The organism is Candidatus Endomicrobiellum pyrsonymphae (assembly GCF_020328025.1).
Taxonomy (GTDB): Bacteria; Elusimicrobiota; Endomicrobiia; order Endomicrobiales; family Endomicrobiaceae; genus Endomicrobiellum; species Endomicrobiellum pyrsonymphae.
The window spans coordinates 1-26107 of sequence record NZ_JAIXMZ010000011.1 but is presented as its reverse complement, the minus strand read 5'-3'; the positions used below and the strand labels follow the sequence as shown (position 1 = coordinate 26107).

At 36.0% G+C, this 26107-nt stretch carries 24 protein-coding genes, 1 other RNA gene and 3 pseudogenes; 4 read left to right on the top strand and 24 right to left on the bottom strand.

Going from position 1 to position 26107, the window contains the following annotated elements; all coding sequences use genetic code 11:
* The 9 genes and pseudogenes from LE180_RS02105 to LE180_RS02065 all read right to left on the bottom strand — a co-directional run.
* Positions 1-364, bottom strand: a pseudogene (locus LE180_RS02105) (acetyl-CoA carboxylase carboxyl transferase subunit beta); the annotation flags it as partial.
* 48 nt (positions 365-412) lie between these two features.
* On the bottom strand, positions 413-1378 hold the full coding sequence (locus LE180_RS02100; RefSeq protein ID WP_374133834.1) for an SIS domain-containing protein: 966 nt from the start codon (positions 1376-1378) through the stop codon (positions 413-415).
* Positions 1379-1441: 63 nt separating this feature from the next.
* Positions 1442-1885 (bottom strand): annotated as a pseudogene (locus tag LE180_RS02095) (HisA/HisF-related TIM barrel protein).
* 417 nt (positions 1886-2302) lie between these two features.
* Complete coding sequence (locus tag LE180_RS02090; protein ID WP_374133833.1) at positions 2303-3475, bottom strand: glycosyltransferase family 9 protein; 1173 nt, start codon at positions 3473-3475, stop codon at positions 2303-2305.
* A gap of 68 nt (positions 3476-3543) precedes the next feature.
* Complete coding sequence (locus LE180_RS02085; protein ID WP_374133832.1) at positions 3544-4158, bottom strand: phage tail protein; 615 nt, start codon at positions 4156-4158, stop codon at positions 3544-3546.
* A 414-nt stretch (positions 4159-4572) separates the two neighbouring features.
* The gene (locus LE180_RS02080) at positions 4573-6357 is read right to left on the bottom strand and encodes an ABC transporter ATP-binding protein (RefSeq protein ID WP_374133831.1); all 1785 of its coding nucleotides are present in this window, start codon (positions 6355-6357) and stop codon (positions 4573-4575) included.
* 479 nt (positions 6358-6836) lie between these two features.
* Positions 6837-8321 (bottom strand): annotated as a pseudogene (locus LE180_RS02075) (ABC-F family ATP-binding cassette domain-containing protein); the annotation flags it as partial.
* A gap of 15 nt (positions 8322-8336) precedes the next feature.
* Complete coding sequence (locus LE180_RS02070) at positions 8337-9737, bottom strand: MATE family efflux transporter (RefSeq protein ID WP_374133830.1); 1401 nt, start codon at positions 9735-9737, stop codon at positions 8337-8339.
* 57 nt (positions 9738-9794) lie between these two features.
* Positions 9795-11195: an MATE family efflux transporter gene (locus LE180_RS02065; RefSeq protein ID WP_374133829.1), complete on the bottom strand. Its 1401-nt coding sequence runs from the start codon at positions 11193-11195 to the stop codon at positions 9795-9797.
* A gap of 94 nt (positions 11196-11289) precedes the next feature.
* Here LE180_RS02065 and LE180_RS02060 point away from each other — a divergent pair, with 94 nt between their 5' ends.
* Positions 11290-11457 carry a hypothetical protein gene (locus LE180_RS02060; RefSeq protein ID WP_374133828.1) on the top strand — a complete coding sequence of 56 codons (168 nt, stop codon included), beginning with the start codon at positions 11290-11292 and terminating at the stop codon, positions 11455-11457.
* Positions 11436-11696: a hypothetical protein gene (locus LE180_RS02055; protein ID WP_374133827.1), complete on the top strand. Its 261-nt coding sequence runs from the start codon at positions 11436-11438 to the stop codon at positions 11694-11696. The genes LE180_RS02060 and LE180_RS02055 overlap by 22 nt, the downstream gene beginning before the upstream one ends.
* Before the next feature lie 15 nt (positions 11697-11711).
* Here the strand turns inward: LE180_RS02055 and recG are convergent, their stop codons facing one another.
* Positions 11712-13814, bottom strand: coding sequence for an ATP-dependent DNA helicase RecG (recG, locus tag LE180_RS02050; protein ID WP_374133826.1), 2103 nt, complete (start codon positions 13812-13814; stop codon positions 11712-11714).
* A gap of 296 nt (positions 13815-14110) precedes the next feature.
* Between recG and rpmB the strand changes: the two genes are divergently transcribed.
* Positions 14111-14302, top strand: a complete 192-nt coding sequence (rpmB, locus tag LE180_RS02045; protein ID WP_374133825.1) for a 50S ribosomal protein L28 — start codon at positions 14111-14113, stop codon at positions 14300-14302.
* Positions 14303-14726: 424 nt separating this feature from the next.
* Here the strand turns inward: rpmB and dxs are convergent, their stop codons facing one another.
* The 10 genes from dxs to LE180_RS01995 all read right to left on the bottom strand — a co-directional run bounded on the left by dxs (position 14727) and on the right by LE180_RS01995 (position 23466).
* The gene (gene dxs, locus LE180_RS02040; protein ID WP_374133824.1) at positions 14727-16577 is read right to left on the bottom strand and encodes a 1-deoxy-D-xylulose-5-phosphate synthase; all 1851 of its coding nucleotides are present in this window, start codon (positions 16575-16577) and stop codon (positions 14727-14729) included.
* A gap of 218 nt (positions 16578-16795) precedes the next feature.
* Positions 16796-17692, bottom strand: a complete 897-nt coding sequence (locus LE180_RS02035) for a polyprenyl synthetase family protein (RefSeq protein ID WP_374133823.1) — start codon at positions 17690-17692, stop codon at positions 16796-16798.
* 4 nt (positions 17693-17696) lie between these two features.
* Positions 17697-17906 (bottom strand): exodeoxyribonuclease VII small subunit, encoded by a 210-nt coding sequence (xseB, locus tag LE180_RS02030; protein WP_374133822.1) that lies wholly within the window; start codon positions 17904-17906, stop codon positions 17697-17699.
* Positions 17899-19119, bottom strand: coding sequence for an exodeoxyribonuclease VII large subunit (xseA, locus tag LE180_RS02025; RefSeq protein ID WP_374133821.1), 1221 nt, complete (start codon positions 19117-19119; stop codon positions 17899-17901). Before xseA ends, xseB begins: the two co-directional genes overlap by 8 nt.
* A gap of 236 nt (positions 19120-19355) precedes the next feature.
* On the bottom strand, positions 19356-20909 hold the full coding sequence (gene rny / locus LE180_RS02020) for a ribonuclease Y (protein WP_374133820.1): 1554 nt from the start codon (positions 20907-20909) through the stop codon (positions 19356-19358).
* An 11-nt stretch (positions 20910-20920) separates the two neighbouring features.
* Positions 20921-21514 carry a 5-formyltetrahydrofolate cyclo-ligase gene (locus LE180_RS02015; RefSeq protein WP_374133819.1) on the bottom strand — a complete coding sequence of 198 codons (594 nt, stop codon included), beginning with the start codon at positions 21512-21514 and terminating at the stop codon, positions 20921-20923.
* Positions 21471-22778, bottom strand: coding sequence for a replication-associated recombination protein A (locus tag LE180_RS02010; protein ID WP_374133818.1), 1308 nt, complete (start codon positions 22776-22778; stop codon positions 21471-21473). Before LE180_RS02010 ends, LE180_RS02015 begins: the two co-directional genes overlap by 44 nt.
* Before the next feature lie 4 nt (positions 22779-22782).
* Positions 22783-22929: non-coding RNA, 6S RNA (gene ssrS, locus LE180_RS02005), on the bottom strand.
* Positions 22930-22942: 13 nt separating this feature from the next.
* Positions 22943-23233 (bottom strand): cell division protein ZapA, encoded by a 291-nt coding sequence (locus LE180_RS02000; RefSeq protein ID WP_374133817.1) that lies wholly within the window; start codon positions 23231-23233, stop codon positions 22943-22945.
* 2 nt (positions 23234-23235) lie between these two features.
* Positions 23236-23466 (bottom strand): hypothetical protein, encoded by a 231-nt coding sequence (locus LE180_RS01995; protein ID WP_374133816.1) that lies wholly within the window; start codon positions 23464-23466, stop codon positions 23236-23238.
* Between the two features lie 148 nt (positions 23467-23614).
* On the opposite strand from LE180_RS01995, the gene LE180_RS01990 reads away from it, so the two are divergent.
* Positions 23615-23803: a hypothetical protein gene (locus LE180_RS01990; protein ID WP_374133815.1), complete on the top strand. Its 189-nt coding sequence runs from the start codon at positions 23615-23617 to the stop codon at positions 23801-23803.
* A 37-nt stretch (positions 23804-23840) separates the two neighbouring features.
* On the opposite strand, the gene LE180_RS01985 is transcribed toward LE180_RS01990, so the two are convergent.
* The 4 genes from LE180_RS01985 to LE180_RS01970 form a co-directional block, all read right to left on the bottom strand.
* Positions 23841-24263 (bottom strand): ExbD/TolR family protein, encoded by a 423-nt coding sequence (locus tag LE180_RS01985; RefSeq protein WP_374133814.1) that lies wholly within the window; start codon positions 24261-24263, stop codon positions 23841-23843.
* Positions 24260-24892 (bottom strand): MotA/TolQ/ExbB proton channel family protein, encoded by a 633-nt coding sequence (locus LE180_RS01980; RefSeq protein WP_374133813.1) that lies wholly within the window; start codon positions 24890-24892, stop codon positions 24260-24262. Before LE180_RS01980 ends, LE180_RS01985 begins: the two co-directional genes overlap by 4 nt.
* A gap of 181 nt (positions 24893-25073) precedes the next feature.
* The gene (locus LE180_RS01975; protein ID WP_374133812.1) at positions 25074-25271 is read right to left on the bottom strand and encodes a hypothetical protein; all 198 of its coding nucleotides are present in this window, start codon (positions 25269-25271) and stop codon (positions 25074-25076) included.
* A 185-nt stretch (positions 25272-25456) separates the two neighbouring features.
* Positions 25457-25831, bottom strand: coding sequence for a hypothetical protein (locus LE180_RS01970; RefSeq protein ID WP_374133811.1), 375 nt, complete (start codon positions 25829-25831; stop codon positions 25457-25459).
* Between the last annotated feature and the right edge of the window lie 276 nt (positions 25832-26107).

Sequence of the window (26107 nt, the reverse complement as noted above, 5' to 3'; positions counted from 1 at the left end):
ACTCCATAAACGAAAAATCCATAGCGGCAATAACAACATCATACCCTCTAATTTTTGCCTCGCCCGTAACAACAGCATCATTTGCTTCAGTATCTTTTATTTTATCGGCATATCCAGGAAAATTTAAAAAATCCACAGGTTTAATATTTGCGCCAAATTCTTGAAAACTTCCTTCATCTATAGTAAACTCTATCCTCTTACGCGCGGCAAGCCTTGTATAATAACCACATTTTGGACATATCATAAAATTTTCTTCAAAATCTTTTTGTAAAAGAATCTGATCGCACTTCTTACATTTTGTCCAAATTCCCGCGGGAAGTCCTTTTTTTTCAGACACATTTTCAACTATCGTTTCTGTTACCATTTATTTTTCCTCCAGACTGTAACACGCTTTATACTGCCAATTTAATACTTACAAAATACCTTCAGCTAACAAATCGCCCTGATCCAAAATACCTAAAGGTTTTTTATTCTTCCCTACAACAGGAATATTGTCTATCTTATACTTTTTTAAAATTTCAGCTGCCTCAACAGCCATCATTTCAGGAGTTATAACCATGGGATTTTTTGTCATGACATTTGTTATCTTCTTTTTTAATATCTTCTCATCACGTTGAAGATGTCTGCGTAAATCACCATCTGTAAAAAAGCCTATTATTTTACCTCTTGCATCAACAACGCTCGTAGCGCCAACCCTTGTACCTGTCATAACAAGAAGTGCGGATCCTACTGTCGCGGTTTGCTTTACAACAGGATTTTGTCTGCCTTTTCTCATTAAATCATTTACCTGCATTGTAAGTTTTTTGCCTATCGCTCCTAAAGGGTGGAGTATCGCTAAATGCTCTTTCTTAAAACCTTTTAAATGGGAAACTGTAAGAGCCAAAGCATCGCCCATTGCAAGCATCGCAGTAGTTGACGAAGTAGGCGCAAGATTATACGGGCAAGCTTCTTTTTCTATACTGCAATTAATAATAGCTTCACTATTTTGCCATACTTGCGCTTTAGTTTTGCCAGTCATTACTATAACTTTAATTTTCATTTTGCTTAAAACAGGAAGAACTTTTTTTATTTCTTCCGTTTCACCGGAATAAGAAAGCATTATTATAACATCATCTTTTATAAGCATTCCTAAATCGCCGTGCAAACCTTCGGCTGGATGCAAGAACATAGACGGAATACCTACAGAAGACATTGTTGCGGAAATTTTTCTGCCTATAAGACCTGATTTTCCAAGTCCCATAACAACAACATGACCTTTACAATTTTTCATCAAAGAAACAGCTTTATCAAAATTTGAATCTAGATGTTTTATTTGTTCTTTTACGGCCTGAGACTCTGCTTTTAGAGTCTCTCTTGCTATTATTTTAAATTTTTGCATTTTTAAATCCTTTTTTAAAGGCTCTTTAATAAAATGAACCCTAAAAAATCAGCCCCTATATACTTAGTCAACTAACTTTATATTGGCGCATCGCGTTAGCTCAAAAACAGATGCAATGCGAGGCGGGCTGACGAAGCATCCTCGACAGTATTTATCTATTGCTTTTCCCACAACTTCGGGATTATAAACTGCTACAGTACCTAAAACCACAAACGCAGCGCCCAAATCAAACGTTTCTTTGATTTTATCCGTATTTCTTATTCCACCGCCGACTTCAACATGAATATCCACTGAATCGCAAATGTTTTTGATAATTTCTTTATTAGTACTTGTTCCGCTGAAAGCGCCGTCCAAATCAACAACATGTATGCACTACGCGCCTTTTGCTTTCCAAAGTTTAGCAATAAACACAGGATCTGTTGAATAAATCGCATCCGTGTCAATTTTACCCTGTTTTAACCTCACTGAATTACCCTGTCTTATATAAATTGACGGAATTACAATCATTTATTTCCTCATTTCTCATTTATAAAATCATATAGTATTTCAATTTACCACCGCTACCCGAACATACACACCATCCTTAAAAAGAACAGAGCGAAATATCAATGTACGTTTAGACACTCCCTAACGCGTAAAACTGTCCGACTGCTAAGTCATTTTTAACACAACTCCATTTTGGGGAAAATTCGTTCCTATGATATGATAAAATACTCGAGCAAGGAGACCTTATTGTTTTTTTGGAAAAATCTATATCTATTTTTAGATAAATCACTTCCCTAGGACACTTAAAAACAACCCTGTCGCGCATATCTGCCACACAGAAACGATCCTGTTTAGGATTCACCTGTTTGGCATTATATAAAAATCAAAGCCTTTCAACAATCACTCCGCCTTCGATACTCGCTTTTGATATACAAATAATTACTCCAGAGATTTTAAGTATTCTACTGCTTTTTCTGCCACAAATTCAGGGGCAATAGAATCCATGCATAAAGATTTATCATACCCTAGCAAACATTTTCCCCAGTAGTCATTATCAGTTATACAGTAACAACTCCTACACAAAGAAGACGTAATATTAATATTTTCTTGATACCCTATATATTCGGCATCTGTTGGACCAAATATCACTACAGACTTAGTACCAACAGCTTTTGCAATATGTGTACAAGCTCCATCAATGTCAATATGCAACAATGAACTTTTTAAAATATTACAAAGTTCATTTAAAGATGTCTTTTTTGCAGCATTTATATCAACTTCTTGAAAATGATAGTCCGAAATACCAACTTGAATAATTTTCGTATTTTTCAGCTTGCCTTTCAATATGTGTAACAACTTCTCCCAATACTCAACTCTCCAACATTTAGGATCGTCATTGTTTCCTCTTCCACCAAAACCATACTGGAAAGTTATATATTTTATATTTTTTGTAATACCAAACTTTTCTAAATTCATTTTTTTATGATAAATACTCAGAGAAACATCTTTTACATTATCAACACCTGCTTTAGCTTTTTGCATACTAACATAATGTAGTTTAACTTTACTGTTTAGAGTGAAGCATTTATTATAGTCACCAAGATTTTTTAAAACTCTATTAACTTCCAACTTGTAGCTATCATACTTAACATGTACAAGATTTTGAACTTTAGCTTGGTAACTAAGAGGTAGAGTAAATACGATGTCATATCGTTTTTTTGTCAAAACAATCAAATCTACATCTAAGAAAAATCTTATGTTTTTTATATCTCTCAAAACAGAACATGCTTTTTTATTATAAATATCAATAACAACTTTTGGAAACATCTTTGTAATTTCTGTCACAACACTTCTCTCTCTTATCATATCACCAAGCCCGCCACTGATGGTAAAAGCTACATAAGTAACGTTTTTCCTCAACAAAAAAACAGCAACTAACTTAAAGAAACTTCGAAACAAAGACTTAGTAAAATGTTCTAATTTTTTTAGAGATCTATTTCTTAGTTTTACACTCTCCCTAGATTTATTTTGCTCAACAATAATTTCACGAATTTTAATTTGATTCTTGTTAAATACGTCATCATTTTCTAATTGTGGATATTTGCATATCATTTTCACTCCGAGTATTTTGAAAATACATTTTACACTTATATTTTTCAGTTCTACATAAACAATACATGTTAATATTTAACACAATAACTTACCACATAATTAACAGGTCTGTTTTCGTTTGCCGTAGAAACACCACTACCCCTTGAAGCATCAAAATTTATTTGAGATCCTCTTCCTCCATGATGTCCTTCGCTATCATTGTCAGGAGATGCTGTTATATAGAGACAGCCAGAATAACCAATATATCGATATTCAACTCCTTTCATCCATGCAGTACCCTGAATATTCCTTATCGCATCACCTTGAGGTCGTCCTAGAGGTTCAGCATTACCACCAGTACCACGTAAAAACATACCGCGAAAATCGGGAAGTTTAAATTTAGAAGAAGCATTACCTCCGTAAATTGTGCCTATTGCTACAAATAAATCCGGATATCTTGATACCTCAACTTCTCTACCATCGCACAGCAAATAACCTTTCGGCGGCTTCTTCCCAGCAAAAGCTATTACCGTACAGGCAGGTTCTCCAAGATATTCAATTTCAGCATCTTTGGAAGATTTGTAATATAGTTTTTTGCCTCCTATGCCAATATAAACTTTACTGTCATTTATTTCAATTTCGATTTCATTGTTAGCAGATAACTTTTCAGAAGATTCTGAATGAAAAGCATAAGAAACAGTCATAAGCTTTTCTCTTGGTTTAAGTTCTTTAGTGTACACAACGACTTGCAACCATAACTCTCTATTTCTCCAATCTATATTTGTTTTGTCAGGCTTTATAGTATGAAAAAATCTTTATACGTTGATCTCCTGATTCCCACAAAACCGTTCCACCTTCTTTCTGATTATATATCTTAAAATTAAACGATAACGTCCCGTTCATGCGATTCCCACATGATATTAACCCTTCATTTCATTGTATCTTATTCCATTTGGAACCTCAGCAAACACCGCTACGGCAGACGCAAATAACATAACCAACAATATCAATGCTTTTTTCACATTAAAAACTCTCATGTTCTTGGGTTGTTGACAATAACAACATAAATCAAAGAAACATATCTCGAGCCAAACGCGAAATTATACATGATAAAATTATCAATCCTGCATAAACTGAAGTTTATAGAGACTTGTGTAATAACCGTTTAACGCTAGAAGTTCTTTATGCGTTCCTGATTCCACAATATTTCCAGATTCAAACACATATATTTTGTCAGCATTAATGATTGTGGATAAACGATGAGCTATCACTATTGAAGTTCTGCCTTGCATCAATCTCTCGAGACCTTCTTGAACCATTCTCTCAGACTTTGAATCAAGCGAACTTGTAGCTTCGTCCAGCAAAAGTATCGGAGCATTTTTTAACATAGCTCTTGCGATGGAAATCATCTGCTTTTGCCCACCGGATAAATTACCGCCTCTTTCGCCGACAATGGTATTGTACCCATGTTCCTGTCTCATAATAAAATTATGCACTGCGGCATTTTTTGCAGCTTCTACAACCTCTTCGTCCGTAGCATTGGACTTACCCATCAAAATATTTTTTCTAATAGTATCGTCAAAAAGTACAACATCCTGCGATACAAAAGCAATGTTATCTCTTAAAGATTTTATTGTAATATCTCTGATATCTTCACCATCTATTTTTACACTTCCTTCTTTGACATCATAAAATCTCAATATCAGGTTTATTAAAGTGGATTTTCCTGACCCGGCAGCGCCAACTATCGCAACTTTTTCGCTTTCTTCTACTTCTAAATTAATGCCATGGAGAATTTCAACATTCGACACATAGCTAAACTTAATGTTATCAACTTTTATAACACCCTTTCTTGCCTTAAATACTTTTGCATCGGGCTTATCAATTATTTTAGGCATTTGATCCATAATAGCAAACACGCGATCTATCGAAAGAATACCCATCTGCAAGCGCGAATTTAAATTTGCCAAAGATTTCATAGGCTGATATGCAGCAACTATAGCAATCAAAAACACTACAAAATCTCCAGTAGTAAGACTTCCGCGCATTATTCTGCTGCCGCCGTATGCAAGAGTACAAGCAGCAGCAAAACCTCCCAAAAATTCCATTAACGGACTTAAGATATTGTTATTCTTTGCCATCTTTACTGCAATGTTCGCTATCGCGTCAGCACTACCTCTTACTTTAGTTGATTCAATATTTTCCATACTATAAGATTTTACGATTTTAATTCCTTGGAACGACTGAGCAAGGATGCCATACAAATTTCCGAACGAATTCTGTTGACTGTGAAAAATTTTTTTTATCTTTTTTCCAAAGTAAACTATTGGATAGAAGGCTACAGGGAAAAGTATAAACATAGTCGCAGCCATATCAAAACTTTTCCAAAACATAAGAGCAACTAAAAAAACCACAGAACACGCGTCTCTAACGAGAGTCGTAACAGTGTTGATTGTAACATCTCTTATTGTGTTTAAATCGCCCGTAAAATATATAAGAAGATTCCCTGAATTGTTTCTATGGAAAAACTCCACATCCTGAGCGATAAATCTATCATATAAATCACCCTGTAATTTTCTTGTAAAATTTGCTCCCAATGTTGTCATGCTAACAGCCTGCATATATTGTGCAAATCCTTTTGTGCCAAACGCAACAATAACTTGACCTGAAATTACATAAAGAATATCTTTATTCTTCTCTAAAAATACTTTGTCAAAAACAGGCTGGAGCAAACTGATGGACCAAGCATTTAACACCGCATACAGTCCCATAAAAATCATAGAAAGAGCCAAGAACTTCCATTGAGATAAAACATACTGAACCCACAAACGCTTCATTCTCTCGAAAGCCTCATGGCTTATGTTGCCTAAAAACTGTTCTTTGATCTTTGAAAAAACCTTCATCTCATTCACCCTCAATCATTCCAATTAATTTCCATGTTTAATCATATTTTTCAGTTATTGTCTCTTTCTATACTTTTGTCAGACAAAATAAAAGTATCAAAATTTCCTGCCAATGATTTGACATGCTAATTCAAATTTTTTAGTAATTTTTTAAAATGTTCCGTTTCTCGTTCCAGTTTATCAACGCTGGAAGCAAGCTCTGTGTATAAATTCTCTATTTCAGATTTAAGAACCTTATTAAGTTTAGCTCCTTCCGACAGAAAATCAGTGTCGCCTTTGACAGAAGCAATAACAAGTCGCTCAGTATTTGAATTAAATTCTTTTTCTTTGACTGATATAGTTGTTTCAATAATTTTCATTTTTTCTTCTAACGGCTTTAAGATTCTTGATTTTTCTTGTATTATTTCTGCGCGTACTTTCTTTATTTCATCTTTATTTTTAGGTATTTTCTGAGAAATTCTAGCTTTTAATTTCGAACCCTCACCTTCCCAACCGCGCTTATCAAGGAAATCTTGATACGTTCCGTCAAAAACTGAAACTTGATCTCTATCGAAAATTATAAGCTTTGTCGCAACACTATGTAAAATCTTTTCATTATGCGTAACCATAATAACTGAACCTTGAAACTCATCAATCGCATCTATTAAACTTTCACAAGATTCTATATCCAAATGATTCGTCGGCTCATCAAGCAACAAAAGATGACACGGACTTGCTAAAATTTTACCGAGCAAAACTCTGCTTTTTTCGCCGCCACTTAGAACCTCAATCTTTTTTAAAGCATCGTTGCCGCTGAACATAACAGAACCAGCTATATTTCTTGCCCTTTGAGGCAAGCATTTATTATCTGTAGCAAGTATTTCTTCATAAACTGTTTTTTGAGGGTTTAAATTTGCGCTGTCAGACTGCGCAAAATATGCAGTTTTCAAATCTGGATGCTTTTTTATAACGCCATCACACGGTGACAATCCATCTGCAATCAATTTTAAAAGTGTAGATTTTCCTTTGCCATTTTTACCTATAACACAAATTCTATCTTTTTTTAAAATATCAAAACTCAATTTGTTTATTAAAGGGTTGTCTTCTTGATAACCGAAAGTCAAATTATGCGCGCTAAGCATTTTTGCGGCATTAAAAGTTAAACTTGAAAAAGAGAAATCTAGATTTTCTATTTGCGTTAATTGCGCAAGATTTTCTTGTTTTTCTAAAGATTTAATACGCGACTGAACCATTCCTGCAAGGGTTGCTTTTGCTCTAAATCGTCTTATAAACAGCTCGGTCTGCTTCTTTTTCTTTTCAACATTTAGTCTTGTTTTTTCGTATATTTCTTCTTCTTTTTCTATCTGATCATAAAGTTTTTGTGTATTGCCTTCAATTTTTCTTGCTTTTGTTCTGTGTATTATAGCGCAGTGTGTTATAACGCTGTCCATAAAATTTCTGTCATGGGTTATAAGCATAAGCTCGCCCTTCCACGACCTTAAAAAATTGCTAAGCCATCTTATAGCAACAATATCAAGATAGTTGTTAGGTTCATCAAGCATTAGCATATCTGCGTTGGACAACAACATTTTTGCAAGATTAATGCGTACCTTATACCCACCTGAAAAATCCATAGGATTTTTCAGCATATCGCTTGATGAAAAACCAAGCCCTGCAAGAACTTTCTCAGCTTTCCACGTTTCATCTTTTTCATCTTCAGGCAAAGCAAGACATACTTCGCCAATAGCAGTGTTTTTTATAAAATTAATATGCTGTTCTAAATACGCAAATTTATAATTTTTAGGTATACTTATGGAACCGGAATCATGATCCATTTTGTTTAAAATCATTTTAAACAATGTCGTTTTACCGTGACCATTCCTTCCTATAAGCCCAACTCTTTCTTTTGCATTTATGTTTAAGTTGAGATTATCAAATAACACTCTGCTACCAAACGATTTATTTAAATCGGCAATTTTAATCATAATTCTCTTGTATTTTCAATTATCAAAAATATCCATCTCTATGACACGCATTTTTTTCCATTTATTGGATTTATATCTAAAATAAAAACTTCCGGCTAAAGCAATAACAGAGAGCAGTAAAAATCCCCAAGCCACATATACTCCTTGCTTAAGAAGCACAACATTAATATATGTCGGCAACACTACAAAACTTATAGAAAAAAGTAAAAGCCTTTTCATAACAAACATGGTATCGCCTGCTCCCTTAAGCGCTGATGCAAAAATTATATTTCCCGCATCAAACACAATGTATATTGCTAAAATTATTAGAAGATTTGCGACCATTGGTTTTATATACTCCATTAAATCAACTTGCGACCCGCCTGAAAACGGATAAATTAGCTGATTTGGAAAAAACACCAAAATAGCGATAACAAACGCAATGTATGTATATACAATGTGCACCGAAGATCTCACGCTTACCTGCGCAAGTGAAGCTTTGTTTTTGCCCAAGTAGTTACCAACCATTATTGATGTGGCAATTCCACAACCAACGATAGGCATAATAAACACATGGTTAACGGTTGAAATTATGTTACTGGCAGCAAGTTCGGTCCTATTGAGATTTCCGATAATAATCATAAAAATACCAAAACCTGCCGTATCAAAGAAAAAGTCTGCGCCACTTGGCATACCATAACGCAACAATCTTCTCATAAAAGAAAAATCCGGATTAAAACATCTTGTATTATAAATAGCATTGTTCTTTTTAGACGTAATCAATAAAACATAAATTATACAGACAACAGTTAAAGATATATCTGTAGCCAAGGCCGCTCCCGAGATACCCATTTCGGGGAATCCAAATTTCCCAAAAATTAAACAAAAATCCAAAACAACATTCAAGACAACGCCACAAAGGCTAGCTAGAAAAACTACTCTAGTTTTTCTCCTTCCTGAATAGAAGCCAGCAAACGCCCCTTCGGCAACACACGGGAAAGCACCATAACACAATACTCTGAAAAAATTGACTTCCTCACACGCGACAAGATGAGGATGACCCACATTCATAAAAATGGCTTTAGAAAAAAACGAAATAAGCAAAACTATTAAACCTGCTACAAATGCCAAATAAATGCTTTGCCAAATCGCCGGGCCTATGGAGCGGTACTCTTTTTTGCCGTAGTACTGGGCAACAAAAACGTTTATATAGGAAAGCGTTCCAAAAAAGAAACACATAATCGCCCATGTTACGGTACCTGCAGGTGTCGATGCCGCAAAAGATTCTTGAGAATACCAAGAAAGGAAAGTTCTATCGGTAAAAAGTTGGACAGCTCCAATTCCAGTAGAAAAAATGAGAGGAATGGCTATTCCTAAAAACTCTTTATAACCACCCACAGTGTCATATTGTCTTTTTATATTTCTAAGTATATTCATTTTATATTACATTCACTCTGCATTCAGTTAAATCAGTAATTTTAATTATGTCTCTCTTTACCCGTCAATAACGTCCATTTCTACAACACGCATCTTTTTCCATTTATTTGATTTATATCTCAAATAACAACTACTCGCAAGAAAAATACTGTAAACCCACGCAAATATCCATGCAGCATATACGCCTAGTTTAAAAACTACAACAATTAAATATGTAGGTATCATCATAAGAAATATCGAAGCAAATATAATTCTTTTTGCAACAAATGCCGTATCTCCAGCTCCCTTGATTGCGCTGGAAAAAACATTATAAGCTGGGTCAAATATCAAATATACTACAAACAATCTCAAAATATTTACAGCCATATGCCCGACTGTATCTATTGAGGCCGCTTGTGCGCCAAATGAGAATGGCGCAATCAGTAAATTTGGAAGTAACATAATGACAAACACTAAAATTGCAACATACGAATAGACAATTTGAAAAGCCGATCTTACACCTATTTGCGCGACAGAAGCTTCATTTCTACCTAAGTAATTACCGACAATAACTGATGTTGCTATATTGCCTCCAACAATAGGCATAAAAAATATATGATATGCGCTACAAGCTATATTGCTTGCTGTAAGTTCCGAAACACCAATTGTTCCAATAATAATCATAAGAATGCCAAACGCTATAATATCAAAAAACACCGTTACGCCGTTTGGAAAACCATACTTCAATAATCGCTTCATAAAAGTAAAGTCCGGTCGCAACTGTCTTGTATTATAAATATTTTTATTCTTTTTGCTTACAATTAAAAAGACGTAAGTTATAAACGTAACGACAAACGATATATTGGTTGCTAACGCCGCCCCTGTAATACCCATTTCGGGGAATCCAAATTTCCCAAAAATCAAAACAAAATCTAAAATAATATTTGAGATAACACTGCATGCTGTTACATATAAAACTATCCTTGTTTTGCTTCTGCCGGTATAAAAACCTGACAATGCCGGGGTAGCAATGGCAAAAAAAGAGCCGTAACACAACGTTTTAAAATATTTTATTTCTTCAAGAGCTACAGCATTGGGGTGCCCTATGTTTGTAAATATCTGTTCCGTGAACAAAGAAAATACTAAAATGATAAAAGCCGCTACAACAGATAAATAAACACTTTGCCAAACTGCAGGTCCTATTGAACGATATTCTTTTTTACCACAATATTGCGCTACAAATACGTCAACATAAGCAAGCGTATATAAAAAGAGCGAAATTAATCCAACAATACAAGATCCCGCAGGAATGGAAGCTGCATAAGATGCTTGAGAATAATATGAAAGAAAAATCCTATCCGCAAAAAGTTGAAAAGAGGAAACACCCATGGAAATGCACATAGGCATAGCTATTTTTAAAAACTCCTTATAGCCACCTCTAATGTTATAGTGTCTTTTTATATTTTTAAGTATATTCATTTTATTGTATATTTGTTTTGCATTTATTTAATTTTTTGTATATTCACGTGAGACCATTGATCATTATATCAAAAAAAGAGAAGGCGCACCCAAAATGAAACAAGATGAACAAGTCGCAAGAGCTGCTTTAAAAAATCCTGAGTCAGAAGTTGATTGTTACATAGCAAAGGACAACGACATTGAATATCCTATTGTTTACGTAAAGAACTCTGTTGAAGCAAATCTTGCAGGCGCAATAGATTGTTTAAAGATAATGATTTAGATTTTACAGCAGTAAACAATGAGGTACAAGGCAACGAAAGAATATTGTTTGAAGGAACGTTTACAAAATATTATATTCAGTTTGTCATTAAAGAACAGCTTGTAAAAAAATCAGCCGCCTTCTGGCAAATAATCACAGTTGCGCCAAACACTCCAAAAAACAAAACTTTAGCGCAAGACTACATAAACTCCATAAATGTTTTATACATTCACAAGACTGTAAGAAAGGCTGAGTGTTAAAAAGAAATTATATAGTCAACCGACATTAATGAGGTTTGTTTTATGTAAAAAATATTTTGATATAAGATTCTTTAATACAATATTTTCATTTTTAGAAAGATTTGGATCGTTTCCCACAATTTCAGAAGCATGGTTTTTTGTAAATTCAATAATATCGGCATCTTTAATTAAATCACCAGCTTTAAATTTGGGAAACCCATGTTGCGCTGTACCCATCAATTCACCAGGACCTCGCATTTTTAGGTCTTCTTCCGCAATTTTAAAACCGTTGCTTGTAGATGTCATAATTGAAAGTCTTTTTTGAGCCGCCTCGTTGTTGAAACTGCCTATTAAATATACATAAGACTGCTTAGAACTTCTACCAATTCTTCCTCTTAATTGATGTAATGCAGACAAGCCAAATCTCTCAGCGTGCTGTATTATCATGATCGTGGCGTCAGGGACATCTATGCCTACTTCTATAACGGTTGTAGCTATTAAAACATTAAATTCTTTATTTTTAAAGTTTCGCATTATTTTATTTTTTTCGGAAGGCTGCATTTTGCCGTGCAAAAGTCCGACTTTAAAATCTTTAAACCATGTCTGCGACAATTTTTCAGACTCATCAACAGCAGACTTCAAAGCAAGCTTATCGGATTCGTCTATAAGGGGATACACAACGTACGCTTGATTACCGTTTTTTAACTCCTTTATTGTATCTGTATAAGCAACCTGTTCATTTGAAGAATAAGTTTTTACAGGTGTCCTCCCGGGAGGCAACTGTGTTATTGTAGTCATATCCATCTCACCATAAACAGTCATTGCAAGGGCTCTGGGGATAGGTGTTGCCGTCATCATCAAAATATCCGGAGATTTAGCTTTATCCAATGCCGCAAACTTCTGCATAACGCCAAATCTATGTTGCTCGTCAACTATTATTAACGACAGATTTTTAAATTTTACTCTATCTTCTATTAACGCATGCGTGCCTACGGCAATTTTTATATCCCCCTTCGCAAAACCTGCCAATATCTTTTCCCTTTCGCTTTTTTTCTTTAATGTAGAAGACGTAGCTAAAACAATTTTAACATCCAAATCTTCAAGCATATTTGACATTGTAAGATAATGCTGTTCAGCTAAAATTTCTGTCGGAGCAACAATCATCGTTTGATAGCCATTTTCCACAGCAAGCAAAACCGCGCTCAACGCAACCACGGTTTTGCCCGAACCTACGTCTCCCATAAGCATTCTGTTCATGGGATATATATTTTGCATATCGGCAAAGATATCGTTTATCGCTTTTTTCTGATCTCTTGTAAATTCAAATTTTAAGTTATTTTTAAAAGTCGGAAGCAGGGTTCTCCGTATTTCGTATTTTTGTATCTTAGGATTTTTTGTTAAATTATTTCTAGACAATGAAAGAGCGCATTCTAAAACAAAAAACTCCTGCAAGGCAAAAGATCTTCTTGCATTTTCTGCATCTTCCAAAGTATTAGGATAATGAATTTTTTGGATTGCTATTGAAGATTGTAATGCTGGAATATTGTGAAAACGTGGTATTAAATTCGATATATCCGGGTACAACATGCAAGAAGATTCTACAATCGTTTTCACTGTTTCTCTTATAAACTTCTGATTTAAACCTTCTGTTGCAGAATACACCGGTATAATTTTGTTAAATAACAAAGGCTTATCAACTTTATTGTGAACTATTTCATAGTCATTTACAGATATAAATCTTCCGCTGCGTTCTAACTTTGCATCCCCGTAAATATAAGCAAATTTGCCAACTTCAAAAGCCTTTCGTATAGTAGCAAAGACATCTATGTTAGAGTACGGATTGTTCTTTCTAAAGAAACGAGCGTACGTCATAGAGGTATCGTCAAATATTTCTATATCTAAAACAGATAATCCTTGCGAAAGCTGCCTTTCACAAGATTTGCCGACTTTTACAAATATACAACCTTGTAATTTTTTATAAATATCTCTTATGGAAGTAATTTTTGTTCTGTCTTGATATTGAGCAGGAAAAAAGGTAAGAAAATCCTCAACGATTTTTATTCCAAGTTTTGCAAACAGCTGAGAGCGTCTAGGACCTATACCCCTTAAGTATTGTATTTCACTGTCTAAACTTAACATGCAATTATTATACAAAATAAATCACAATGAAAAATCTCAAACACATATTGCACATTTTGAAAGTCGGTGTAATGAAGTTAACAACAAAGGTTGGGTTTAAGCCAAACCTTTACCTTTGGCATAAATTATGCGAGACGCAAAATGCAATATTACAACAAATCTTATGCGCTTGCAAAAACTGCTGTAGGTGTTGCATTAGCAACTTGAACTTGTGGATACTCTACACACAGTTGAATCTAAAGCGTAAAATAATGTACAATCTCTGAGTGTTAGGGTTTATCGGAGGTGTGTAAAAAATGTCTTACAAATGCGTAATTTGCGGTAAGGGTTCAACATCAGGAAATACAATCAGTCATTCAAATAAAGCTTCAAAGAGACTTTTTAGACCTAATCTTCAGAGCTTAAATATCATTCTCGCTGGCAAAAAAACTCACAGATATGTTTGTACTTCTTGTGTTAAATCAAATAAAGTAAAAAAAGCAATATAACACAAAAGGGCGGAGAGTGAGATACTATTCTTTTTGTCCTCATTGTTGGCTTCAATAGCATCGCTCATAGTGGCATTTGTTCTTTCAATACAAACAAATGAATCTTAAACTACATCCTGACAGATGTTTGAAAGATGAATATGCCCTCTGCGCAGATGCGCGCATAGAATTACTAAAGCTTATCATAATATAGAAAAGAGTATGAATGAAGACCCGTCCCATAATGCCCTCCCCTATCCCGTTTGATCTTCTAGCGCATTTATACACTTGAATTATACTTGTTTTTTAAGAAACAATACCTCGTCAATGCCTATAGCATTGCCACCCCTTTTGTAAAAAATGGAATAAAGAAATGTCGCCCGAAACAACTGCGACGACAACTGGCAAATGACAAAACATATGTCTTTCATGCGTTTATCGCGCGCTATGTATAGTCAAGCAATTTTAAAGCTCTTTCAGCTATGTTCTCAGGGGTTAAACCATATTTTTCTCTCAAAGTTTTTAAACTTCCGTGCTCTATAAATTTATCAGGAAGACCCATACATTCGACAACAGCACCGCTACCATATAAAACTGCCTTTACACTTTCACCAAACCCGCCTATCAAAGCGTTTTCTTCAACAGTAATAAATTTTTTGGTTTTTAACAACATGGCATTTATTGTTTCAAAATCAAGAGGCTTTAAAAATCTCATATTAACAACAGAAGCCTTTATATTTTTTTCCGAAAGCAGTTTAGAAGCCTGCAGACTTGTGTTCACGTGATTACCCAACGCAAGAAAACAAATATCATCGCCTTCTTTTAAAACTGTGGCTTTGCCTATCTGCAATACGCGAGCGATCTTATCTAACATAACTCCGGTACCCGCTCCTCTTGGATATCTGATAACACAAGGTTTATTTGAACTCAATGCCGTTTTTAACATGTGTTGCAATTCATTCTCATCGCACGGCGACATAATAATTAAATTTGGAATATAATTTAAATAAGACAAATCAAAAGATCCGTGATGCGTTCCGCCATCTTCTCCAACGAGTCCTGCCCTGTCTAAAGCAAAAATAACAGGAAGATTTTGCAAAGCTACGTCATGAATTACATTATCAACTGCTCTTTGCATAAAAGTAGAATATATAGCGCATACAGATTTCATGCCGTCTGCCGTCATGGCGGCTGCAAATGTTACGGCATGCCCCTCTGCAATACCAACATCGAAATATCTGTCGGGAAAAATCTGCGCAAATTTATCAAGACCTGTTCCCTCTGGCATAGCTGCTGTAACAGCAACTATTTTTTTATCAGCATATGCCAACTTTATAAGAGTATTTGAAAAAACTTTTGTGTATGTAACAGCATCGGTTTTTACTGTTTCGCCGGTTTCAATATCAAATTTCCCCACGCCGTGAAACTTTACAGGATCTTCTTCCGCCGGCGTGTAACCTTTCCCTTTTTTTGTAATAACGTGCAAAAGAATAGGACCTCTCATATCTTTGATATTGTTTAAAATAACGATTAAATTATTTATGTCGTGACCTTGTACAGGTCCGATATATGTAAAACCCATTTCTTCAAAAAGCATGCCCGGAAAAAGCATTACTTTTGCTCTTTTTATAAGCTTTCTAAACGATGCTCCAAAACCGTGAAACCTACTTACGGTTTTCATTACTTTTTCTTCAACTTTTCTTGCAGCGCCTATCGTTAAAAGTTTTGCAAAATATCCTGCTACAGCTCCAATTTTTTGCGAAATAAACATTTCATTGTCATTCAATATAACAAGCATATCTTTCTTTAAATGTCCAGCATTTTGCAAACCTTCAAAAGCAAGTCCGCCCGTCATGGAACCATCGCCTATAATAGCAACCACTTTGTAATCTTCATCTTTTAAATCTCTAGCTACGGCAAACCCCAAGGCTGCTGAAATTGATGTTGAAGAATGTCCCACACCAAAAGCATCGTGTTCAGACTCGGAACGATTGGGAAATCCGCTTAGACCGTTATGCGTTCTTATAGTTTTAAATTTATTTTTTCTTCCTGTAAGAATCTTATGCGCATAAGATTGATGTCCCACATCCCAAATTATTTTGTCAACAGGAGAATTAAAAACATAGTGTAGCGCAACGGTTAAATCAACAACTCCAAGACTTGGAGCTAAATGTCCGCCATTTTTTGAAACTATATCTACTATTTCTTCCCTAATTTCTCTTGCAAGAGTAGAGAGATTTTCTTTTTTTATTTTTTTTAAATCCTGAGGATTATTTACACTATCTAATATTTTCACACTATTACTCCAATTATAATCACACGGATTCCGAGTCAAGCCCGGACAACAGAGCTGGGCAAACAACAGCAAATTAACAAATTGATTCTTCACTTCGTTCAGGCAAACAAAAAGACTTCGTCGTTCACTACTACCTTTCCATGCAAAACGCATAAAAATATTTTACAACGAGATGTAATCCCTCGCCCTGCCCTATCTCGCAAGGAGCGAGGTAACAACTAATATGATCTGTTCGTCATATAATCTGCAAGTTGAACGAATATTTCAGACCTGTTGCCAAAAATTAAAACTGCTTTTTTGGCTTTTTTTATATATTCGCCCGCTTTCTTTTTAGCCAGTTCTTTTCCATACAAAGACAATGCTGTAAGCTTATCGTTTTTTGCATCGCTGCCTTTTTTGCCTAACAATTTTTTGTCAGCATATACGTCTAAAATATCGTCCGTAATTTGAAAAGCTATACCTATGTTTGTTCCATATGTTTCAAGCGCTTTTAAACCTGCTTTATCCGCGGAAGATAGCACAGCTCCAATTTTTAAACTTGCAACTATTAATGCTGCGGTCTTTTGAAGCTGTATAAATTTTAGTTTTTGTTCTAACAGTGTTTTATTTTTTTCGTTCCATTTTTCTGTTTCAAGAGTATCCTCAGCTTGCCCCGCTATCATGCCTTTATGTCCACTGTAAGCAGCAAGAATTTTAATCGCTTCAGTTATATTTTTTTCACTGCTTTTTGATTTGGTTATAAGATTGAAAGATTCCGTAAGCAAGGCATCGCCACACAAAATAGCCACTGCATCGCCAAATTTTTTGTGATTTGTCGGCATACCTCTACGTAAATCATCATTGTCCATGGCAGGCAAATCATCGTGTACTAAAGAATAAGTATGCAAATACTCGACTGCGCACGCAGCAGGCATAATATCTTTAGCTTTACCGCCAAAAAGTCCCGCTGCCAAAATAACAAATATCGGACGGAGTCTTTTGCCGCCGGATAAAACGCTGTAACGCATACCTTGAGAAATAATAGAATTGTCCTTAGGCAAAAACTCCTTCAACGCAGCATTTACATATTCTGCTTTTTTAGCAAGATACTTTCTTAACTCGTTTTTGTTTTGCAAAATACTACTCCTTAACAGCTTTCCCCGAGGAAGTTATAATTTCAATTTTTTTCTTTGTCTCGCTTAATTTCGCAGAACAAAACTTTACAAGTTCTGCGCCTTCGGCAAATAAAGCCAAAGCTTTATCCAAATCCGGAGTGGCATTTTCCATTTCTGACACTATAGTCTCAAGCCTTTCTAAAGATTTTTCAAATGTCGTATGTTTTTTAGTCATGACTTTTTACCTCTGCATTCAAACTGCCTAACGCAAGTTTGATTCTTATATTATCTCCGACATTAACAATTTTTGAATTCTTAACTATTTTATTATCAGAATCAAAACAAACTGAAAACCCCCTTTTTAAAACAGACAACGGCGACACTATATCTAATTTATGCATAACATCTTTTAATTTTTCTGATTTTGTTCCGTAAAGTCTGCGAATATTATTTAAAAGGCGAGTATCCATTTCGTCAACATAAGATATCTTGTCTTCATATATCAGGTGTGGTTTTAACAATGCTCTAGATGACATCAATCTATCAAGTTTTTCAGTACGGTCGTCAAGAAGTAAATTAACAGCGCTATTAAGAGAATCTTGCAAAATTTCTAAACGGACCTTAATATCGCTTCTTTTTCTTAAAATCATTTCGGCTGCCGCCGACGGTGTTGGAGCTCTCATATCTGCAACAAAATCTGCTATCGTAAAATCAGTTTCATGACCTACACACGATACTACGGGTATTTCTGAATCAAATATTGCTCTTGCTACAGACTCTGTATTAAAAGACCATAAATCTTCGATCGAACCGCCACCGCGACCTACAAGCAAAACATCTAAATTTTTATAGTGAGCATTCAAGAATTTTATTGCCTGTGAAATTTCTTTCTCAGATTTTTTTCCTTGCACCCTTACCGGATATATTAAAACCTCTACATTTGCATTTAAACTGTCTATTACTTTTAAAATATCGTGTAATGCTGCGCCCTCTTGTGAAGTAACAATGCCAATTCTATTTACAACATCCGGAATCACTTTTTTTACACTTTCGTCAAAAAGCCCTTCTAATTCTAACTTTTTCTTTAATTGCTCGTAAGCTTCATACAGCTCGCCCTTACCGTATTGTTCCATATGATTTACAATTATTTGATAATCGCCACTCTTAGGGTAAGAACTAACTCTGCCATAAACTAAAACTTTCATTCCGTCGTGAAGAGCAAATTTTAAACCTACATTTACATTTTGAAACATTACCGCTTTTATTTGGGCATTTGCGTCTTTAACACTGAAATACATATGCCCGGAATTATAAAGTTTAAAATTTGAGATCTCGCCTTGTATCCACACAGCTTGATAAGAATCTTCCAAAATGAGTTTTATTTCATTACTTATCTGAGTAACAGTATATACAAGTCTGTCGTCATTGTTTTCAAACTCTTCAAACATTTATATGTCCTTAAACGCTCTTCCGGTCGATGGTAAAACACATGAAAAATATTTTACAACAAGAGTAATCCCATAACACCGACAAAACGCCCAACCACTAACCCTTCCACTCAAGATGGAAGGCAAACAAAGGAAAAGTCGACTGGAATGGCAAACAACATGGATACTTCGTTGCGCTCAAATATGACGAACAAGATATGCGTCGGTTGCGTAAGGAAGCGCAAACTCAAAAGAAACTACTTAGCGATACCCTGTGCGCGAGTTTCGCGTATTACTGTAATTTTAACCTGTCCCGGATATTCAAGTTCCTGTTCAACTTTTTTAGCTATATCATGGGCCAAAACCTGCGCCTGATTATCGTCAATATATTCAGGTTCTACAAGTATTCTAACCTCTCTGCCGGCTTGTATTGCATAAGCCATTGAGACCCCGCGGAATTCTCTTGCAACTTTCTCAAGTTTCTCAAGACGTTTGAGATAATGCTCAACAGACTCTCTTCTTGCACCGGGTCTTGCCGCGGAAATTGCATCTGCCGCAGCTATAACAAAAGCCTCGGGACTTGCAGGAGCTTCTATACCTTCGTGATGCGACAAAATCGCATTTATCATCTTTGGAGATTCGCCATATTTTTTAGATATATCGGCAGAAATCTGATGATGGGTACCCTCAACTTCGTGATCAACAGCTTTACCTATATCGTGAAGTAGCGCAGCTTTCTTGCAAAACATTACATCAAGTCCAAGCTCACCAGCTATAGCGCCCGCAAGCCATGTAACTTCTAACGTATGTTGTAGCTGATTTTGACCATAAGAAGTTCTATACTTCAATTTGCCAAGTAATTTAATAATTTCAAGATTAATGCCCGGAACACCCGCATCAATTGCAGCTTGTTCTCCAATTTCTCTTAAATGCTGATTCATTTCTTTTTTCACTTTTTCAACAACCTCTTCAATTCTTGTGGGATGAATTCTACCATCGGCAATCAATTTTTCTAAGGCAATTTTTGCTATTTGCCTTCTTACGCCGTCAAAAGCAGAGACAGTTATAGCTTCCGGAGTATCGTCAACTATTAAATCGACGCCAGTCGCTTGTTCAAAAGCTCTGATATTTCTGCCTTCTCTGCCTATAACTCTTCCTTTGATTTCATCATTAGAAATTTGAACTGTCGAAGTAGTAATATCCGCCGTATGATCTGCAGCAACGCGCTGTATTGCAATAGAAAGAATTTCTTTAGATTTTTTATCGGCATTTTCGCGAGTTTCTTGTTCTAGTTTTTGAGCTAATATCGCCATAGCTTGCTTTGCTTCTTTTTCCATTTCATTAATAAGAGTTTTCTTCGCTTCCTCTCTTGTCATACACGAAATTTTCTCGAGAACTTTTCTATTCTCTTCCTTTATTTTATCGATTTCAGAAAATTTTATGGCAAGAGATTGCTCTTTTATCGAAAGATTTTTTTCCTTACCGATTAAATCTTTTTCTCTTCTGTCAAGAGCGTCTATTTTACGATATAGATTCTCTTCTCGCTGATTTAATCTATTCTCCATATTTTGAACAGACTGTTTTCTTTCCTTTATTTCCTGGTCAAACTCTTTTCTTTCTCTATCAACTATTACTTTTGCTTCCAGAAGAGCTTCTTTTGACTTCGTTTCAGCCATCATTTTCGCTTCTTTTATAATTCTTTCCGAAATTTGCTCTGTTGATTTAGCATTTACTTTTGCATAAATAAGACGCAAAACATATCCTGCTGCCAATGCCGCCAAAACGGTAACAATCACTGTAAAGTTTTCCATATATCCGCCCCTTAATTTTTAATAACTTGTATGATCCTTTTTTCGGTAACAATCGTGCCGACCGGAAGATCATGTTGCCCGGTTGGAAGTTTGTCTGTAATTTGAGAGTCATAAGCAAGACCTACTGTTTTATTTATCGGCACACGTTTAAGCCATCTGTCATAGTAGCCTTTGCCATAACCTATTCTGTGTCCATTAACGTCAAAAGCTATCGCCGGGATAAAAGCCAAGTCAACATCGTTTTTTGTTATGATATCGTCAGGGTTTATTTCCGGCTGCCTTATGCCGTAAACAGGCTGATTTGCATCTTCAAGTCTTGCAATCTTAACAACCTGCATCTTTACATCTCCAACAATCTTTATTGCTGGAACAGCAACAATTTTTCCTTCTTCAATAGCCGATTTTACCATAAAATCAGTTATAACCTCGGAACCATAGGACAAGTAAAACAATACTGTTTTTGCTTTTTCGTACGCAGAAAGTTTTTTAATTCTGGCAAGAATACTGGCGCTGTAAGCTGCCGCCAAAGCCGGGTCAATTTTGTTCCTTAAAGACAGAAAATCAAATCTTATCTTTCTTTTTTCTGATTCCAAGTAATCGCTCACGAATTCTCCCCTCATAGCCTTCTTTTGTCGGCATGTAAAGTTCAACTGGATCAGTCCAATAATCTTGTTCCACATAATGCTCTTCAAAATCATGAGGATACTTGTACCCTTGCCCTTTGCCATCAAGATTTGCATCCTTTAAATGATTAGGAACATTTCTCGCTTTACCATTTTTTACTTCTGATAAAGCATTCTCAATAGCCAAATAAGAAGCGTTGGACTTGGGGGCGCAAGCCACGTAAACTGCCGCTTGAGCTAAAACAATTCTAGCTTCCGGCATACCCACAAATTCAATTGCGCTAAGAGCAGAAACCGCTAATGTTAGCGCCCTTGGATCTGCTATACCCACATCTTCAGCAGCGCAAATTATGATTCTTCTAGCAATAAATCTCGGATCTTCCCCAGCTGTAAGCATTTTTGCCATCCAATAAACCGCTGCGTCAGGATCAGTTCCGCGCATTGATTTAATGAATGCAGAAATGTGATCGTAGTGGGCATCTCCGGAACGGTCGTACAAAACAGCCCTTTTTTGCATTGACTCTTGAGCTACCACAAGGTCAAAAGTTCGCACACTTTCCTCATTAACTTTTGTTGAAATAACCCCTATCTCAAGAGCATTTAGAAGTTTTCTCGCATCGCCTCCGGCATTTAAAATCAAATGCCTTTTTGCTTCATCTGACATTTCAACTTTATAGTTCCCGAGTCCCTTTTCTTTATCGCATAATGCCGATTCCATTATTGATAAAAGAGCTGTTTTTGATAAAGGATTGAACTCAAAAACCGTACTCCTTGAAATAATAGCTGCATTAATATAAAAAAACGGGTTCTCCGTCGTTATGCCTATCAACGTTATCGCTCCTCTTTCGACGTCAGGCAACAACGCATCCTGCTGAGAACGGTTAAAATGATGAATTTCATCGAGCATAAGAATAGTCTTTTTGCCAGACATTTCCGCTCTTGCTTTAGCCGCATCTAGTATCTTTCTAATGTCGGCAATACCTATTGTTACTGCATTTGCTTCTTGAAAATACGCTTTTGTTTTTGAGGCTATAATTCTTGCGAGCGCACTTTTGCCTGTCCCGGGAGGACCAAAAAAAATTACAGATCCTAAATTATCAGCCTCTATTGAACGTCGTAAAAGTTTATCGTCTCCAACAATATTATCCTGCCCCATAAATTCTTCAAAATTCTGAGGCGCCATTCTTGCGGCTAATGGTTTATTCTTTTGATTTGCTGTACTTTCAAGAAAATTTATCTGTTTCATAATAAAAAAACCCGCAACGCCGTTAGTCTTAACCGATTTAAAGCCCTGATTTTTAAGTGGGATACAAGGGGCACGAGCCCGACTGTTATTCCCTAAATATAGACTTTATAGGAATAAACCGATTAAAACATCACCAACACTGCAGGTTAAACACAAAAAATATCTCAATTTATATAACCGACCTCATCTAGCTGTCTAATAATATCTTGAATTTTTTTTTCATAATTATTTGAAATACTTTCCTGTGAATCTTTTAATTTAAGCAGTTCTGCCGCAAGTTTTACAGTCATCAAAGCCGCTATTTTCTGCGTGTCTGGGACATTAACATTTTCACTTCTTACTTCCATCCACTGCTCATTTACAAAATTTACTACTCTGTTAAGACTTAATTCATCTATATCGTCTATATTAAGTTCTATGTCCCTACCCATAACTCTTTCACGAGTTGTAGCCATGATCACGAAACCTTTGCCGTATCAATTTTTTTTATTATTCTCTCAATTTTTGTAACAGCTTCATCGGCATTTCGTTTAAGAACCAAGTACTCTCCAACTTGTCTTCTACTGCGTTCACTTTCTTTCCTTAGATATTCAAGCTCTACCTTCAATTTATGATTCTCATCGCTAAGTTTTTTTAGCCTTTCTGTTACCTTTTTAACCCTTATAGCCAAAATATCAATGTTTCCCATGCCTTTATTTTATAATTTGCCTATAGGATTGTCAATGTGTAATTTTGTAGTACAATTCATCCGTGAATAAAGCAAATATATTTAGCGTACAGATAAGATCTGAAATAGGACAGAAGGAAAAGAATTTCTATAAGGTTGAGCAAACTTATTGAAAAAAAATGCCGGATTGGATCCTGATTTAATTGTTTTGACTGGGTTTTTTGACACAGGTATAGATATCGATAAGTTTAAAAAACTTTACGAAAAAGAAAATGCAAGCGAAACATTAGCGTTTTTCAGCGAAGTTGCGAAAAAGCAATCGGACATAAAACACTATACTTACACCGTACCGTATTAACCAAATTATTACCATCGAGATGCCTAAATGACAGTATCTATCTTAACCTCTCGGTGGTAATCTTATTTTCTACCGCAAGCGCAAATTTTTTTGCTCCTGCTTTCTTGGCTTTATCCATAAATTGTATTACGTAATCGTATTTCGCTGTCTCATCTCCCCTTATCACCACCGATTTCCCAGGATTTGATCCTACTAGCTCTCTCATCACTCCTTCCACATTCTCATCTCTTACCTGTTTCCCATCCATATATACATACCCTTCCTTCGATATTAATACCTCTATGTTTGTACTGTCTTCGCTGTCCGATACTTCCGTCTTCGGTATATTAACTTTTATTCCTGTCTGCATCAGCGCCGGCGTTGTTATCATAAATATTATTAGAAGTACCAGTATAACGTCCGTAAATGGCGCTATGTTTATTTCTGATTTAACTTTATTCCTCTTCCTGTGTGATATCATTTCTTTCTCATCCCTTTCAATGCCTCTTCTACTGATGAAGCGCAATACTCCATATCTACTACAAACTTGTCTATACTCTTTGAAAAAAAGTTGTACGCTACTGTCGCCGGTATTGCTACCGATAGCCCTGCTGCCGTCGCTATTAGCGCTTCCGATACTCCTCCTATCACTACCGTTATTCCACCAGACCCTACCGCTGATATATCGTGAAATGCCCCTATTATACCTAGTACCGTCCCAAATAAGCCCACATATACCGCTATACTCCCCAACGTACCCAATATCGTCACAAAATTCTCCAATTTAACCGTTTGTATCATCACTTCCCTCTCCATCGCTTCTCCCAAATGTCCCTCTTTCTCTTTAAATGACACCAATCCCGCCCCCGCTACAGGTCCCATCGGCGAATTTACCTCTTCACAATAATCTACCGCCTTATCTATATTCTCTTCTCTTATTTTCTTTATTAACTCTCTTATAAAATCTTTCCTTTTCACTTTTGACTTCCTCCAAAACTCTACTGACTTTAAACAAATAACCGCTATTGATAATACCGAAGCCGCAAAAAGTACGTATAACGCCCACCCTCCCATATTCAGTATCTCTATAAAATTTTTCCCATCAAACATTTTTAGATCCTTTTATATTTTGTTTTTTAATTTCCATCTGATACAACACCATCTCGCTGAACCCTTATCACAAATACCACCGTTAATACTTTCTTTTGCTCCTTTCCTTTATTAATCTTTAACCGCTCTTGCGCCCTTTTCAGCCATACACAATTTTGCTATCCAATCAAGGAACGGCATTTTATACAGCTTTTTGCAATGGACTATTCTCTATGGATTCAAAGTTCAACCCTTTAAACCATGATAATTCCGACAAATTGTATCCCAATCTTACGTATTCTTGAATAGCTTTCATAAAAGCTTTAGAAATAGGACAATCTTGTACTTCTTGCTTTGCAAGAACGCTTGAAATAGCATTGTTTATTATGTCGTTTTTCATATTGTTTCCTCACCTTTACATTTCAATAATCTCTACACACTGCGCTACCGTGTTTATTATACACAATTTTACTGCATAATCAAACTAAAAAAATGTTATTTAAACTTTAAAAGTAAAGCTTGTTTGACTTGGTTTGAAAGAGATGTATTGATTTTTCTTTTTGTTTTTGGTACTAGTTGATGTAATTAAACATTTGAATTTATGCTTAAAAAAACTATAGCAGTACTACTAATGTTGTCAATTGTGTTGTCTTCGTGTAGTAAGAGTAATAAAGGTAATGGTTTGACACGTATATCTGAATCTGAAGTTGAGGGTTCACCTTCTTCTCCACCGGCACCGGCGCAAGATGGCGCAGACACAGGCGGTGGCAACCTCGGTGGCGGCAATGACGAGGGAGAACAACCACCAACACCGACACCAACAAAAACTGCTGAACTCGACACCCCTGCCCAAACGGATGATGAACCAGCCTCAAAAAAGAGCGAGTTTATAAGCCCCACCACCACACAAACAGCCTCTAAATCCCCCGGTGATCCGGGAGATTTAGAGACAAAGCCCAAGTGGCACAATTATCTCCTTTATGGCGGTCTTGGAGTAACAGGGGGTGTCGAGTTCAGCAGTTTTTGTTGGTGTCGGTGTTGGTGGTTGTTCTCCCTCGTCATTGCCGCCACCGAGGTTGCCACCGCCTGTGTCTGCGCCGGCTGGCGCCGACACAGGCGGTGGAGAAGAAGGTGAACCGTTGGTGGTTGTTCTCCCTCGTCATTGCCGCCACCGAGGTTGCCACCGCCTGTGTCTGCGCCATCTTGCGCCGGTGCCGGTGGAGAAGAAGGTGAACC

Coding starts and splice junctions, on each gene's coding strand:
- LE180_RS01985 (WP_374133814.1), bottom strand. CDS start 24,263: ATGATATCACACAGGAAGAGGAATAAAGTTAAATCAGAAATAAACATA.
- LE180_RS02100 (WP_374133834.1), bottom strand. CDS start 1,378: ATGCAAAAATTTAAAATAATAGCAAGAGAGACTCTAAAAGCAGAGTCT.
- LE180_RS02010 (WP_374133818.1), bottom strand. CDS start 22,778: ATGAAACAGATAAATTTTCTTGAAAGTACAGCAAATCAAAAGAATAAA.
- LE180_RS01995 (WP_374133816.1), bottom strand. CDS start 23,466: ATGGGAAACATTGATATTTTGGCTATAAGGGTTAAAAAGGTAACAGAA.
- LE180_RS02000 (WP_374133817.1), bottom strand. CDS start 23,233: ATGGCTACAACTCGTGAAAGAGTTATGGGTAGGGACATAGAACTTAAT.
- LE180_RS02080 (WP_374133831.1), bottom strand. CDS start 6,357: ATGAAGGTTTTTTCAAAGATCAAAGAACAGTTTTTAGGCAACATAAGC.
- rny (WP_374133820.1), bottom strand. CDS start 20,909: ATGGAAAACTTTACAGTGATTGTTACCGTTTTGGCGGCATTGGCAGCA.
- recG (WP_374133826.1), bottom strand. CDS start 13,814: ATGTTAAGTTTAGACAGTGAAATACAATACTTAAGGGGTATAGGTCCT.
- xseA (WP_374133821.1), bottom strand. CDS start 19,119: ATGTTTGAAGAGTTTGAAAACAATGACGACAGACTTGTATATACTGTT.
- LE180_RS01980 (WP_374133813.1), bottom strand. CDS start 24,892: ATGTTTGATGGGAAAAATTTTATAGAGATACTGAATATGGGAGGGTGG.
- LE180_RS02085 (WP_374133832.1), bottom strand. CDS start 4,158: ATGACTGTTTCTTATGCTTTTCATTCAGAATCTTCTGAAAAGTTATCT.
- xseB (WP_374133822.1), bottom strand. CDS start 17,906: ATGACTAAAAAACATACGACATTTGAAAAATCTTTAGAAAGGCTTGAG.
- LE180_RS02070 (WP_374133830.1), bottom strand. CDS start 9,737: ATGAATATACTTAGAAATATAAAAAGACAATATGACACTGTGGGTGGT.
- LE180_RS02065 (WP_374133829.1), bottom strand. CDS start 11,195: ATGAATATACTTAAAAATATAAAAAGACACTATAACATTAGAGGTGGC.
- LE180_RS01975 (WP_374133812.1), bottom strand. CDS start 25,271: ATGAAAAACGACATAATAAACAATGCTATTTCAAGCGTTCTTGCAAAG.
- LE180_RS02060 (WP_374133828.1), top strand. CDS start 11,290: ATGAAACAAGATGAACAAGTCGCAAGAGCTGCTTTAAAAAATCCTGAG.
- rpmB (WP_374133825.1), top strand. CDS start 14,111: ATGTCTTACAAATGCGTAATTTGCGGTAAGGGTTCAACATCAGGAAAT.
- LE180_RS02090 (WP_374133833.1), bottom strand. CDS start 3,475: ATGATATGCAAATATCCACAATTAGAAAATGATGACGTATTTAACAAG.